The 13498-nt window shown below is 69.4% G+C and carries 10 protein-coding genes; 6 read left to right on the top strand and 4 right to left on the bottom strand.

The features are described from left to right. Window positions 1-130 precede the first annotated feature (130 nt). Entirely contained in the window at window positions 131-886 is a 756-nt protein-coding gene (locus LIV37_RS25070; protein WP_020869894.1) for a TNT domain-containing protein, read from the top strand. A gap of 17 nt (window positions 887-903) precedes the next feature. Continuing rightward, complete coding sequence (locus LIV37_RS25065; RefSeq protein ID WP_020869893.1) at window positions 904-1272, top strand: hypothetical protein; 369 nt, start codon at window positions 904-906, stop codon at window positions 1270-1272. A gap of 161 nt (window positions 1273-1433) precedes the next feature. Here the strand turns inward: LIV37_RS25065 and LIV37_RS25060 are convergent, their stop codons facing one another. After that, the gene (locus LIV37_RS25060) at window positions 1434-3260 is read right to left on the bottom strand and encodes an acyl-CoA dehydrogenase (RefSeq protein ID WP_020869892.1); all 1827 of its coding nucleotides are present in this window, start codon (window positions 3258-3260) and stop codon (window positions 1434-1436) included. A 137-nt stretch (window positions 3261-3397) separates the two neighbouring features. On the opposite strand from LIV37_RS25060, the gene LIV37_RS25055 reads away from it, so the two are divergent. Continuing rightward, complete coding sequence (locus LIV37_RS25055) at window positions 3398-3892, top strand: SseB family protein (protein WP_020869891.1); 495 nt, start codon at window positions 3398-3400, stop codon at window positions 3890-3892. 120 nt (window positions 3893-4012) lie between these two features. After that, window positions 4013-4984: a pirin family protein gene (locus tag LIV37_RS25050; protein WP_020869890.1), complete on the top strand. Its 972-nt coding sequence runs from the start codon at window positions 4013-4015 to the stop codon at window positions 4982-4984. 80 nt (window positions 4985-5064) lie between these two features. Here LIV37_RS25050 and LIV37_RS25045 read toward each other — a convergent pair whose 3' ends face one another. Beyond that, complete coding sequence (locus tag LIV37_RS25045; RefSeq protein ID WP_121825287.1) at window positions 5065-7536, bottom strand: SdrD B-like domain-containing protein; 2472 nt, start codon at window positions 7534-7536, stop codon at window positions 5065-5067. Between the two features lie 545 nt (window positions 7537-8081). On the opposite strand from LIV37_RS25045, the gene LIV37_RS25040 reads away from it, so the two are divergent. Further along, window positions 8082-8780 carry a hypothetical protein gene (locus LIV37_RS25040; RefSeq protein ID WP_020869888.1) on the top strand — a complete coding sequence of 233 codons (699 nt, stop codon included), beginning with the start codon at window positions 8082-8084 and terminating at the stop codon, window positions 8778-8780. A 7-nt stretch (window positions 8781-8787) separates the two neighbouring features. Here the strand turns inward: LIV37_RS25040 and LIV37_RS25035 are convergent, their stop codons facing one another. After that, the gene (locus LIV37_RS25035) at window positions 8788-10131 is read right to left on the bottom strand and encodes a right-handed parallel beta-helix repeat-containing protein (protein ID WP_020869887.1); all 1344 of its coding nucleotides are present in this window, start codon (window positions 10129-10131) and stop codon (window positions 8788-8790) included. A gap of 66 nt (window positions 10132-10197) precedes the next feature. Between LIV37_RS25035 and LIV37_RS25030 the strand changes: the two genes are divergently transcribed. Then, window positions 10198-11355: a Dyp-type peroxidase gene (locus LIV37_RS25030; protein WP_020869886.1), complete on the top strand. Its 1158-nt coding sequence runs from the start codon at window positions 10198-10200 to the stop codon at window positions 11353-11355. Here the strand turns inward: LIV37_RS25030 and LIV37_RS25025 are convergent, their stop codons facing one another. Further along, window positions 11356-13497, bottom strand: coding sequence for an ATP-binding SpoIIE family protein phosphatase (locus LIV37_RS25025; protein ID WP_020869885.1), 2142 nt, complete (start codon window positions 13495-13497; stop codon window positions 11356-11358). Window position 13498 lies beyond the last annotated feature (1 nt).

Below are 13498 nucleotides of genomic sequence, written 5' to 3'. Positions count from 1 at the left end.
ACCATCCGTGGGGCCACGTTGATCCAATCTGATGAAAGCTCGTCAGCTAAGGCGAGAAGTCGGGCGAATCGGTCGATATTCCTCGTGATCAAGCAACGTCGCACTGAGTCGTAACTCGAGGGGATACCGGATGCGCGTTCTTCGACACCTGCTTGTCGTCCTGGGGTCGCTGCTGCTGCTGTGTGCCGGCGGGCCGGCCATGGCCAAGCCCGTCACGGACCTCACCGCGGGACTGGCCCCCGTGGCCTCCCCGGAGCCGGCGGCGGCGCCCTCACCCGGCCCGCGGCCGGGAGGCGGTGGGGACGGCGAGGGCAAGGGTCACCCTCCCTGTCCCAGCACGAACCGCATCGGGGGGACCAACACCGCACCGAATCCTCCGCTCGACCGCTACTACAAGGGCGACTGGCGGCTCGGACCCGCGCAGCTCCCCCGCTACGGCGCGATCGGGCGCATGCTCGAAGACTATGAACGACTCGACCACTTCCCCACTGCCTCCTCGTTCCTCAACTGTTATTGGAATGAGCGGACGAACGGCTGGTGGTTCCCCTACCCCGACGGCTGGGTCCTGCTCAACGGATCGCCCCTGCACACCACGGTCCAGCTGAAGGTCGGCCAGAAGGTCGACTTGTTCGGGAGCGGTTTCGGCCACTTCCTCGCCCCGGCGGGCACGCCCTACGCGGAGCGCGCACTGCCGCCCAGCAACCTCGACACCCTCGACCCGGCGTATCCGCACGGCTATCACCTCTACGAGGTCACCGAACCCTTCCTGGTCGAGGGCGGTCCCATCCGGCCCTGGTTCGGCCAACCCGGTTTCGGACTGCAGTATCTGACCGGACCCTCGATTCCCCAACTCGTCGCGGCCGGTAATCTCCGCCCGCTCAACTGAGGGCGGATCCTGGACCGGTGGACAGAACGGAACTCGTCCGGACCCTCCGCGACGAGCAGGTGCCCGACGCGCTGTACGACATCCCGGGCGTGCAGGACATCCCGGTGCAGCCGGACGCGTACTACTACCTGCGGCCCGCGCCCGACGGCGGCTGGGAGACCGGCCTGCGGGAGCGGTCCCTGGACCGGGACGCCAGCCAGTTCGCCACCGAGGACGAGGCGTGCCGGGATCTGCTGGAGAAGCTGAGGGCCCGCCCGCGCCCGCCGGAGGGCGGGGGCGAGTCGATCGACGAGCTCCTCGCACAGGGTGAGGAGCTCAGGCGGTGGGCCCGCGAGGAGGTCGAACGGGCGCTGCGGGAACGGCGGTCCGAGGACGACGAGCGGTGACGGGACGACGAGTGATGACGACCAGCGGTGACGACGAGCGGTGACGACGAGTGATGACGACCAGCACGAGCGATGACGACGTGAGCGCGCACAGCCCAGAGGGCCGGCCGCCCCGCTGGAGGATGGGACGGCCGGCCCTCCGGACGCTGTGAGGAAGGCCCTTAGAACGCGGCCTCGTCCAGGTCCATCAGACCCTTGTCGACCGACTCGGCCAGCGAGCGCTGCACCGAGACGCCCGGCAGCACCTCATGGGCGAAGAACTTCGCGACGGCGATCTTGCCCTCGTAGAAGGACCGGTCCTTGGTGGAGGCCGTGCCCAGCTTCTCGGCGGCCACGGCCGCGCCCTTGAGCAGCAGGTAACCGATGATCACGTCACCGGAGGCCAGCAGCAGCCGGGTCGAGTTGAGGCCGACCTTGTAGATCGAGCTGACGTCCTGCTCGGTGGCGGCCAGGTCGGTGAGCATCGCGCCGACGATCGCCTCCAGGTCCACCGCGGCCTGGGCGAGCTGGTCGCGGGCGGCCTCCAGGTCCTCGCCGCCGGCGGCCTCGGCCAGGAACTTCTTGATCTCCTCCGAGACGACGGTCAGCGCCTGGCCCTGGTCCCGGACGATCTTGCGGAAGAAGTAGTCCTGGCCCTGGATGGCGGTGGTGCCCTCGTACAGGGTGTCGATCTTGGCGTCCCGGATGTACTGCTCCAGCGGGTACTCCTGGAGGTAGCCGGAGCCGCCGATGGTCTGCAGGGACTGCGCCAGCTGCTCGTACGCCTTCTCCGAGCCGTAGCCCTTGACGATGGGCAGCAGCAGGTCGTTGAGGCGGTTCACGGCGGAGGTGTCCTCGCCCGCGGCCTCCTTGATCAGGACCTCGTCCTGGACCGAGGCGGTGTAGAGCACCAGCGCGCGCAGGCCCTCCGCGTACGCCTTCTGCGTCATCAGCGAGCGGCGCACATCCGGGTGGTGGGTGATGGTCACCCGCGGGGCGGTCTTGTCGGTGAAGGCCGCCAGGTCCGGACCCTGCACCCGCTCCTTGGCGTACTCCAGCGCGTTGAGGTAGCCGGTGGAGAGGGTGGCCATGGCCTTGGTGCCGACCATCATCCGGGCGAACTCGATGATCTTGAACATCTGGCGGATGCCGTCGTGCTTCTCGCCCAGCAGCCAGCCCTTGGCCGGGTGGTCGGCGCCGAAGGTCAGCTCGCAGGTGTTGGAGACCCGCAGGCCCATCTTGTGCTCGACGTTGGTGGCGTACACGCCGTTGCGCTCGCCGAGCTCACCGGTCTCCCAGTCGAAGTCGTACTTGGGGACGACGAACAGCGACAGACCCTTGGTGCCGGGACCGGCGCCCTCGCGGCGGGCCAGCACGAAGTGGATGATGTTGTCCGAGAGGTCGTGCTCACCGGAGGTGATGAACCGCTTCACACCCTCGATGTGCCAGCTGCCGTCCTCCTGCTGGGTCGCCTTGGTGCGGCCCGCGCCGACGTCGGAACCGGCGTCCGGCTCGGTCAGCACCATGGTGGAGCCCCACTGCTTGTCCACCATCAGCTGGGCGATCTTCAGCTGCTCCTCGGTGCCCTCGTCGTGGAGCACCCCCGCGAAGGCCGGGCCCGAGGCGTACATCCAGATCGGGGCGTTGGAGCCGAGGATGGTCTCGGCCGAGCCCCACAGCAGCGAGCGGGGGCAGGCGGTGCCGCCGAGCGACTCCGGGACGCCCAGCCGCCACCACTCGGCCTCCATATAGGCCCGGTAGCTCTTCTTGAACGACTCGGGAAGCGGCGCCGTGTGGGTCTTGGGGTCGTAGACGGGCGGGTTCCGGTCGGAGTCGGCGTAGCTTTCGGCCAGCTCGCGCTCGGAGAGCCGGGATATCTCGGCGAGCACGCTCTTGGCGGTGTCGACGTCCATCTCCGCGAACGGGCCGGTGCCGTACACCGTGTCGCGCCCGAGCACCTCGAAGAGGTTGAACTCGATGTCGCGGAGATTCGACTTGTAGTGCCCCATGGCGACGGCTCCGTAAGGATCGGGAGGCCAGGACCTCTGCGTTGACGCGTATCAGATCAGCTGATGCCATGATGCTACCCGTGGGTAATAAAGGGCAACCCTCAACCGGGTAACTGTGACTCAGTACGCTTCTGCGCATGTACGGCTACGACCAGAACGCGAGCGCAGGGCAGGGCTACGCCGCTCCGCCACCTCCGCCGCAACAGCAGCCGCATGCGTCACATCACGCGGCGGGTGCGGGGTACGGCCAGCAGCCGCTCTACCCGGAGCCCTCCCCGCCGTCGCTCGCCGACGCGGTGCGGGCCTTCACCACCGGATCGATGTCGGCCGAGGACTTCCAGCAGATCTTCGCCGGGTCGAAGGTCTACTGCCCGCGCGGTGACAACCCCGGCTTCCTGGCGCTGCACAACACCCAGCAGCCGGTGATCCCCATGTTCACCTCGCTCAAGGAGCTGCGGAGGTACGCGGGCAAGGAGTCCAAGTACTTCGTGATCACCGGCGCCGAGGTGATCGACCTACTGCCCACCGGCTATGGCTTCGTCCTCGACATGGAGGGCGAGCACCGGATCGTCTTCGACGCGAAGGCGGTGGAGCAGATGGTGGACTTCGCCATGCGCCGTATGTACGGCTAGGTCCGAGTACGCCCGAAAAGTGCCGTTCGCCCCCTAAGGCGCTCGGGTGGAAATAAAGGCCCTCTTGCGGGTCGTTCAGCGTTCAATTAAGTTGAATGGTGAACGACCGAGGAGGCCGTCATGCCCGCAGTGACCGTAGAGAACCCGCTGACCCTGCCGCGCGTCGCGGCACCCGCCGAGGCACGACAGCGCCCCGTGCTCGCCGTCACGACCGCTCCCGGCGGTTTCGAGGGCGAGGGCTTCCCGGTGCGCCGTGCCTTCGCCGGTATCGACTACAAGCACCTCGACCCGTTCATCATGATGGACCAGATGGGTGAGGTGGAGTACGCGCCGGGCGAGCCCAAGGGCACCCCCTGGCACCCCCACCGCGGCTTCGAGACCGTGACGTACATCATCGACGGGATCTTCGACCACCAGGACTCCCAGGGCGGTGGCGGCACGATCACCAACGGCGACACCCAGTGGATGACGGCCGGCTCCGGCCTGCTCCACATCGAGGCCCCGCCGGAGTCCCTGGTCATATCGGGCGGCCTCTTCCACGGCCTCCAGCTGTGGGTGAACCTCCCGGCCGAGGACAAGATGATGCCCCCGCGCTATCAGGACATCCGCGGTGGCCAGGTCCAGCTGCTGACCTCCCCCGACGGCGGCGCGCTGCTGCGCGTCATCGCCGGTGAGCTGGACGGTCACGCCGGTCCCGGCATCACCCACACCCCGATCACGATGGTGCACGCCACGCTCGCTCCGGGCGCGGAGATCACCCTGCCGTGGCGCGAGGACTTCAACGGCCTCGCGTATGTGCTCGCGGGCCGCGGTGCGGCCGGCGCCGAGCGGCGTCCGGTCCACCTGGGCCAGACCGCCGTCTTCGGAGCCGGTTCCTCGCTGACCGTGCGCGCGGACGAGAAGCAGGACTCCCATACGCCGGACCTGGAGGTCGTCCTCCTCGGCGGCCGGCCGATCCGTGAGCCCATGGCGCACTACGGGCCGTTCGTGATGAACACCCGCGCGGAGCTCCAGCAGGCGTTCGAGGACTTCCAGAAGGGTCGTCTGGGGACCATTCCGGCAGTGCACGGGATGTCCGAGGACGGAATGTAGGGCTCACCGGGACCGCATGAGTCCGCCCGCCCGCGCTGTGACAGCGCGGGCGGGCGGATCACCTTTCTTTCCGTGTTGTCTCAGTGTTGCCCGGCGCGACGCTTCCGGGTCACGAATGCGGCTGCCGTGCCCGCACCGGCCAGCAGGGCACTGAGGGAGATGATCTTCAGCAGGCCGGACGTACCTGTGTTGGCCAGCGAGCCACCGCCTCCGCTTGTCCCGGAGCCTCCGCTGCTCCCGGAGCCTCCGCTGTTCCCCGAGCCTCCGCTGTTCCCGGAGCCTCCGCCGGACTGCGGGCCTGGCTCGTTGGGCGGCTCAGAGGTGGGCGGCTCCGACGACGGAGTGGGCGTCGGCGTGGGCGTCGGCGATTTCTTGGGGATGTACACGCCGGCGTCGATCGTGTGATCGACCTCTCCCGGCTTGTCCGGAGCCGTGACAGGTGCGCGTCCGTCGCACAGCCGCCCGGTCGTCGGCGGGGTCACATTCGAGTCATGTGCCCGGTTGCCACCGGCCCGCGGGAGCGTGAACCGCAGCTTGGTGGCCGACGGCTCAGTCGGCACCTCGCTGGTGTCCGCGGTACACACATCGAACTGCACCGTGTACTTCGCGCCCGGCTTGAGCTCATACGCGGCGCCGACCCCACCGAAGTAGTACTCGCCGGCGGCATCGGTCTTGGTCGTGGCGACCTGCTTGCCGTCGGAGTCCAGCAGGTTGATCGTCGCGTCCGGCAGCGGCACTTCGTTGCGACCCTCGGGATCCTGGATCCCATTGTGGTCGCCGTCGAACCACACCCGGTTGCCGATCTGGATCGGTGCGTTCGCCGCCTCGTAGGCGATATCGCCGAGCCCACCGGCCTTACCGAACCCGCTCTGTTCCTGACTGACGAACTGGTACGCGTTGTGGGTCGGATCGTTGCCCGGGCCCTGACCGGTCGTGACGTTGTGGTAACCGGTCCCGGAGGTCGCGACGTTGACGACCGGGTCGAACTCCGTGCTGACGACCCACTGCTGCTGCGGAATGTAGGCCACCGAGCCCAGCGCGGTCTCCGCGTGAACCCCGTTGCCGAAGTAGTCGCCCGGGAAGTACTCGACGACACTTGGGTCCTGGGTGCCACCGGTGGCGGGGGTGGCGTGGTTGGGGCAATTCCCGGTGCCTTCCCACTCGTACTCACCGGTGGGAGTGGCACAGGCCATGTTGATGTCGCCGCCGGCCATGCCGTTTTCCGGAGTGTCGTTGCCCGGCCTCGGGTCCAGTCCACCCCAGCTCACGACATCCATGAACCTGTCGCGGAAACCGAGGACCATCGAACCGTCGCGGGTGAAGGCGAGGGAGGCGAGCTCCGGCTGCGGATCGATGAAGACGTTGCCCAGCTTCCGCTCGTCCCACGTGGCCAGGGAGGTGTTCCACGGGTTCCAGTGGGTGGCCTGGACGACGTCGTTGGAACCGAAGACGGAGCCGCGCTTGGCGGTGAGCGGCTGGGTCAGCACGGTGTCGAACTGTTCACCGTCGTAGGTGTAGACGACGGCCTTCAGGTCCTCGCGCTTCTGTGTGCTCTCCGCGCTGCACACACCACCGACGTAGAGCTTGCTGTCGTGGACCTGAAGACCGAACGGCCGCCAGTCACCGGGGCTCGCGCAGCCCGGGTCCGGGATGCGCACCGACGCTTGGGGTGCGGATGCGGTGGTCCCGGTCGCGTCAAAGCTGACCAGGCGCCGGGTCCGCAGGTTCACCGCGTACAGTGTCGAGCCGTCCTCGGACAGGGCCAGGCCGCCGATGCTCTCCTTGCCCGGCACATCGGTGAACCCGGCGTCCTTGATCATCTTGCTGGCGTCGTGCGGCGTCACCGTGGCGTCCGGCACCTTCGCGAACAGGGTCGGCGCGCTCCCGCCGTCGGTCGGCGTGGTGTAGATCGCGTCACCGCCGCCCGGCCCGTACGGGGTGTACCGCCGGGCGAACGCGCCCTGGAAGATCTGCTTCCGGTCCTTGTCGTAGGCCAGCGCGAACGTCGTGCCCACCTGGTCCTGCGTGTTGAGCGTGGTCGGGCAGGCCGTGTCGCCAGGACACGTACCTCTTTCGTCCGTCCCGAACGCCACCAATGCCCGTTTGTCTTGTGCGTCGGCGGTGTTCTGGATCGGTACGAAATACCGTGTGTCCGGCAGCGTGTAGTCGGCCGGGTTCCAGACGCCGGTAATCACCGAGTCGTCCTTGCCGTCCGACACGTCCACGAACGTCGTGAAGCTGTCGAAGTGGTTTTCCTTCGTGGAGGCCGGTGCCGCCTGAAGATACTTGTTGTACCGCGCCGGGATGGTGACGTCGACGCGGTACTGGCCGCCGGTCAGTTCGGTCGACTTCGAGACCACCACCTTTCCGGTGGCATCCGTGGTGCCGGTGACCCGATGGCCGGCGGGGTCCGACACCTTGACCTTCATGCCCCGCTGCGGCACGTCCATGGTCGTGTTGATCACGCCGGTGCCGAAGAAATCCCGCAGGACCTGCACCGTCAGGGTGCCGTCGCCAGTTGAGGCGGTGGCCGTCCCGACCGTCGCGCCCATGGTGCTGCCCAACAGTACGAAAGCGCAGAGGCCCACTCGTGCCAGTGGGCCCGTACGCTTCCCGGCTGTCCGGCGTAACCTTCCACATACTCTTCGCACAGCCATCACTCTCCCCTCGTGATGTGAACCGACCACCCGTTTCCAGTCGTGCATCCGCTTCCCGGCCCCGGGTGACACGTCGGTCATGAAAAGGGCCCACCGCCGTTTCGGTGGGCCCGGTCGTTCTTGGTCGTCCTGGCGGATGTAGCGAATTCAGGGACTCGGGAGTGCCATTCCCAGACAAGTCGTACTCGTCCTCGCTTCCCACGCGGAAACAGCACAAGAGTCTGAATAGTCATCCTGAACCGCCCCATCAGCAGCGATACTGTAGCGGGTGTACGCCAAGATCGGGGGGAGAGTAGGGAATGAATAAGCGGAACGTGTTAGCAATGCGCCGTGTACGGAGTCTGAAAATCAGACACGTTCTCTCGCGGCGCGCGGCGGGTCGGCGCCGATGGCCGCGGGCACGCTGGGCGGCAGCCGCCATCGGCGGTGTGGCCGTCGCGGTGGCCACGTTCCTGATCGTCGACAGCGACTCCGCCCCCACCGGTCCAAAGGAATTGACCTCGGATCAGGCGAGCCGTCTGGCGGTCACGCGGTTCCTCAACTACCAGGCGGGCGGGCGCGCCATGACGATCAACGTGCCGGGCACCGCTGGTGACCTGACCATCACCGGATCCATCGACTACCGCCGCAAGATCGGTTACGGCGCGGTGCACGGCACCGGGCGCGATACGTCCAGCGACGGGCTGATCCAGTGGACGGCCACCACCGTGTCCGTCCACCCGATGGCGAACGCCCCGGCGAAGGCACCGACACGGCCGCCGGAGTCTGGCTGGTCCAGGCGTCCGCTGCTGAAGTACGGCAGTTCGCTGGACAGTTCGCTGGCCATCGCGCTGAAGCTCGGCAGCGACCGTCCGGACAACGCCGAACTACTGCCGCAGAACGGTGCCGCCTGGGTTGGACAGGACCGGTTGGACGGCCATCGGGTGGACATCATGACCGGGCCGAGCGCCCGTGCCACGCCCGGTACGGCGGGGGCGGGGGCGGCGACGGGTGCCGTGCGCTACTGGATCGGCTCGGACGGCACCATGTACCGGGTTCGCGTCGGTGTGGCCTCCGCGTCGCGGCCGGTGGTCATCGACTTCGACACCCACAAGTACGTTCCGGTCCGGCCGGTGCCCGGAGTCACCCCGAAGCGGTAGCCGACGCTCAGGACGTCCCCACCCGCGCGCCCGCGGCGAGCAGTGACGCCGACGGCAGCCGGATGTCTGCCGTGTCCGGCAGCGCCGGAACGGCCGGAACGGCGGTGGCGCCCGTGGTGGTGGCCTTCGGGAACTGCGGTTGCCGCTTGGGCGCCGCCACATCGGTGAACGGGATCCCGCCGGGTGCCGTCGGCTTCGCCCAGTTGCCGGACGGCGAGGGCGACCGGGCGGGACGCGGGCAGGACGCGGTTGTCGCGAGCCGGTCGGGCACCGTCTTCCGCAGCCCATTGCCGCGCAGGCAGTTGCCCCGTCCCTTCGTGGCGGTGGGGAACGTCCAGCCGACGTCAACGCCGTTGGCGGCGAAGGTGTTGTCCAGGATCTGGTTGCCGTTCGGCGATATGTCGGCGGTGGCGGTGATGACCACCCCGGCGTTGCTGTTACCGGCGATTCGGTTGCGGACGAATTGGTTGTCGGTGCCGCCGTCGACGCCGATGCCGATGCCCCACCCGCCGTCGGCCTGTTCGGGGGTGGCCGCCTGCTGGTTGGCCGCGATCAGGTTGCCCGCGATGACGGCGTCCTTCTGCGGGAGCAGCTTCTCCTGGTGGTCGGAGTTGGTGGTGAGCCCGACCCGGTTGCCGACCAGGCGGTTACCGACGACGTACATGTCGCCACTGGCGTTGGTGCCTTCGTAACCGACCGCGTTGAGTTCGGCGATGTTGTCCCGCACCACGATGCGACAGGGCTTGCACTGTCCGACGTAGATCCCCGAGTCGGCCGAGCCCGAGGTGTACGAGTGCTCGATGACACCGTTCTGCGCGGAGAACGCGTAGATGCCGTACAGCCCGTTGCGGGTCGCGGTCACATGGGAGACCAGGAACGATTTCAGGAAGGTGACGGGCTCGTCGCCGGTGTCGTAGCCGCCGGACTGCCCCGGCGCTCCGGCGGCCGCCTTCGCCGAGCCGGTGACCAGGACCCCGTTCTGGGTGTTGTTCTCCACGGTCAGGTTCTCCACGGCCACCCCGGGAGCGGCGACGACGATGCCGTTCGGTTGCCGTAACCGCCCGTCGATGACGACCTTGGCCCGGGACTCACCGCGAAGGGTGATGCGAGCCTTCGATATCTTCACCGACTCGTGGTACTTGCCCGGCGCGACCAGCACGAGATCGCCGGGCCGGGCCAGGGACACCGCGGCCGAGATCGTCGGGGCGTCGGCGGGCACCTTGATCGTCACATGCGAACCGGACGGCCGGCGGCCGTCGTTCGCTCCGTCATCGCCCCCGCCGCAGCCGACCAGTACGGGTGCCAGTGTTCCGAGCACCGCGACGACCAGGCGAAAACGGAGACGAGGCATGGCCTCATCCTGGCACGGTCGCTCATGGAGCGCAGCCACCCATATGGATATGGCACAGTTCACACTGTGTGCCAAGCCGACTCCCACCCGTCACGCCGCGCGTTCATCGGTGCCACCGGCACGGTGACCGCCGTCGGCCTCTCCGCCGGGTGCCAATCACATGCCGCCCGGCCGGACCGGGACGATGCCCCCGCGCCGACCCCGCCGGTGTCACCAACCGGCCGGTACCAGGCGGGCATCACCCTTCCGCAACCGGCCCAGCGGAACCTGCTGGCCGTGGTGGCCGACCTCGTCGACGTCGATGCCGCGGCCGTCCGTCCGCTGCTGGCCGAACTCGGCGAGGCCATCCGCACCCTCACCGCGGGGACCGACGCACGGCTGATGGGCCTGGAGCCGGGCGATCTGACCGTGACGGTCGGGGTGGGCCCCCGGCTGGTGCGCGAGGTCGATCCCGCCCTGCCCGGCGCGAAGGACCTCCCACGGTTCTCCCGCGAGCGGATCGCCCCCGGGGCACGCGGCGGCGATCTGCTGATACAGATCTGTGCCGACGACGCCTTGGTGGTGCCGGTCGTGGCTGCCGCGCTTCTGGAGCGGGCCGGTGACCGGATACGCGAACGCTGGCGGCAGTCCGGAGTCCGCGGTGCGAACGTGCCGGTGGACAAGGGCCGTGCCGCGCCACGGAACCTCTTCGGTTTCGTCGACGGCATCGTGGGCCCCCACACCAAGGCCGAACAACGACGCCACCTGTGGCTGGCCGGACCGGCTCGAGTCGCCGACGGCACCCTCGCCGTACTACGGCGCATGGAACTCGACCTGCCCCGGTTCGCCAAGCTGTCCGTCGCCGAACAGGAAGCGGTCTTCGGCCGGCGCCGGGCCACTGGAGTGCCCCTCTCCGGCGGCACCATCGCCTCGGGCCCGGACCTCGGCGCCAAGACGCCGGACGGGCGCTATCTCGTCCCGGTGGACGCCCACGCCCGCAGGGCGCACTCCACCGCGGTCGGCGTCGGCCTCATGCTCCGCCGCTCCTACAGCATCGACGGACCCGCTCCCGGCCTGCTCTTCATGAGCTTCCAGAACGACATACGGACCTTCACCAACACCCTCACCCGGATGGACAATTCCGACGCCCTGCTGGAATTCACGACCACGACCGCCAGTGCGAGCTTCCTGATACTTCCCGGCTTCGACGAACAACGTCCGCTCGGTTCCCGGCTCTTCCGCTGATCAGCCCGGCCGCCCATCCGGCCCCGCCTCGTACAGCTCGTACCAGATGCACTTGCCGTCGCCGCGTGGGTCCACCCCCCAGTTGTCGGCCAGCAGCTCCATCAGCAGCAGTCCGCGCCCGGAGGAGGCCAGCTCGCCCGGGCGGCGGCGGTGCGGCAGCTCGTCGCTGCTGTCGGCGACGTCAAGCCGCAGCCGCCGGGTCCCGTGCCGCCCGCTGACCTCGGCCACCAGCAGGGCGTCCCCGTCGGTGTGCACCAGTACGTTGGTGACCATCTCGGAGAGCATCAGCACCGCAGACTCCACCTGGTCCGGGTCCGCCCAGTCGTGCAGCATGTCGCGCAGCTGCCGGCGGGCGCCCGCTATCCGCTCCGGCTCGGCCTGCGCGACCGTGACCGCCGTACGCCGCACCGGCGCCGAACCGGGCCCGACCAGGCACACCTCCGCCTCCCGGCGGATCAGCAGCAGCGCTATGTCGTCCTCGCGCCGGTCCGCGAGCGGACCGGTGGTGTGGTGGGAGGGCGGCCCGTGCACCGCCTGCACCAGGGAGTCGGCCAGGATCTCGAGGTCGTCCGAGTCGAGCCCGCCGGAGCCGGCGTCCGGGGCGGCGGGCCGCTCGAAGACCTCCCGGATCCGGTCCCAGCCGGTCTCCAGATCGTGCCCGCCGGTCTCGATCAGCCCGTCGGTGCACATCAGCAGCGTCTCGCCGGGCTCCAGCACCACCCGGGTGGTCGGATAGTCGGTGTCCGGGTCGATGCCCAGCGGCAGTCCGCCCGCCGTGGGCCGGAGCATCATCGTGCCGTCGGCCAGCCGGACCGCCGGGTCGGGGTGGCCCGCGCGGGCGATGTCCAGGGTGCCCGCCACCGGGTCCACCTCCATGTAGAGGCAGGTGGCGAACCTCGGGTCGTAGCGGCCGTCCGGGCCCTCGGGCTCGGCAAGACCGGCCAGGAAGCGGGAGGCGCGGGAGAGCACCGCGTCGGGGCGGTGGCCCTCGGAGGCGTACGCCCGGACCGCGATCCTCAGCTGCCCCATGATCCCCGCGGCGCGCACATCGTGGCCCTGCACATCGCCGATCACCAGCGCGGTACGCCCCGAGGGCAGCCCGATCACGTCGTACCAGTCGCCGCCGACCTGGAGTCCGCCGCCGGTCGGCACATAGCGCGCGGCCACCGTCAGCCCCGGGATGTCGGGCTTGCTGGCGGGCAGCATCGAGCGCTGGAGCCCGTCCGCCAGCTCCCGCTCGGTCTCCTGGAGCGCGGTGCGGGACAGCGCCTGGGCCAGCATCCGGGCGATCGTGGTCAGCACCGAGCGCTCATCGGGCGAGAACGACACCGGATGGGCGAATCCGGCCATCCACGCGCCGATGGTGCGGCCCGCGACGATCAGCGGCAGAAACGCCCAGGACCGGCGGGTACGGGGGCGGCCCGGCGACCACCCGGCGGGGAACCGGCCCCGGTACTCCTCCGGTGTGGGCAGATAGACCGCCCGGCCGGTGCGCACCACCTCCGCCGCCGGATGGTCGGTGCTCAGCGCGATGTCATGAAGGGGACGGTCGGTGCCCGCCCGCGGCCCGTGGTGGCCGATCACCGAGATCCGCTCGCCCTCGACGCCGAAGACCGCGAGCCCGTCCGGGGAGAAGCCCGGCATGGACAGCCCCGCCGCGACCCGCAGCACCTCGGCGGTGGACATCGCCTCCGCCAGCGCCCGCCCCGCGTCCAGCAGGAACGCCTCGCGGTTGCGGCGCCAGTCGCCGGCGATCGGCGGGCCGCCGGCCGAGGTGCCCGGCAGCGGGTCGGGGACCTCCTGGAGGGTGCCGAGCAGGTAATAGCCGTCGTCGCTGCCGCCCCGCGCTATCGGCCGGGAGCGGGTGCGCACGGTCCGCAGTACGGTGCCCTTCTCGTCCACGATGCGCAGCCGGGCCTCGGCCAGGGTGCCCTCGGCCACCGCGAGCTGGACTATCGCCTTGACCTCCAGCCAGTCCGCGGGGTGGAAGCAGGCGCGGGCGGCGGCCTCGGGGAGGGTGACGGCCTCGGCGGGAAGGCCGACCAGCCGGGCGGCCTCCGCGTCGTAGCTGACGGCGCCCGAGACACTGTCCCAGCGCCATAGGCCGGTCGCTATGGCGGCCAGCAGGTCCTCGGTGCGCATT

The sequence above is a fragment of the Streptomyces rapamycinicus NRRL 5491 genome, assembly GCF_024298965.1.
In the GTDB taxonomy this organism is placed as follows: domain Bacteria; phylum Actinomycetota; class Actinomycetes; order Streptomycetales; family Streptomycetaceae; genus Streptomyces; species Streptomyces rapamycinicus.
Note: the sequence above shows the minus strand (reverse complement) of the source record. Positions and strands in the feature narration are given on the sequence as shown.

Excerpts from the sequence above, each read along its gene's own strand:
- LIV37_RS25070 (WP_020869894.1), top strand. The coding sequence starts at position 131 with ATGCGCGTTCTTCGACACCTGCTTGTCGTCCTGGGGTCGCTGCTGCTG.
- LIV37_RS25060 (WP_020869892.1), bottom strand. The coding sequence starts at position 3,260 with ATGGGGCACTACAAGTCGAATCTCCGCGACATCGAGTTCAACCTCTTC.
- LIV37_RS25055 (WP_020869891.1), top strand. The coding sequence starts at position 3,398 with ATGTACGGCTACGACCAGAACGCGAGCGCAGGGCAGGGCTACGCCGCT.
- LIV37_RS25050 (WP_020869890.1), top strand. The coding sequence starts at position 4,013 with ATGCCCGCAGTGACCGTAGAGAACCCGCTGACCCTGCCGCGCGTCGCG.
- LIV37_RS25045 (WP_121825287.1), bottom strand. The coding sequence starts at position 7,536 with ATGGGCGCGACGGTCGGGACGGCCACCGCCTCAACTGGCGACGGCACC.
- LIV37_RS25035 (WP_020869887.1), bottom strand. The coding sequence starts at position 10,131 with ATGCCTCGTCTCCGTTTTCGCCTGGTCGTCGCGGTGCTCGGAACACTG.
- LIV37_RS25025 (WP_020869885.1), bottom strand. The coding sequence starts at position 13,497 with ATGCGCACCGAGGACCTGCTGGCCGCCATAGCGACCGGCCTATGGCGC.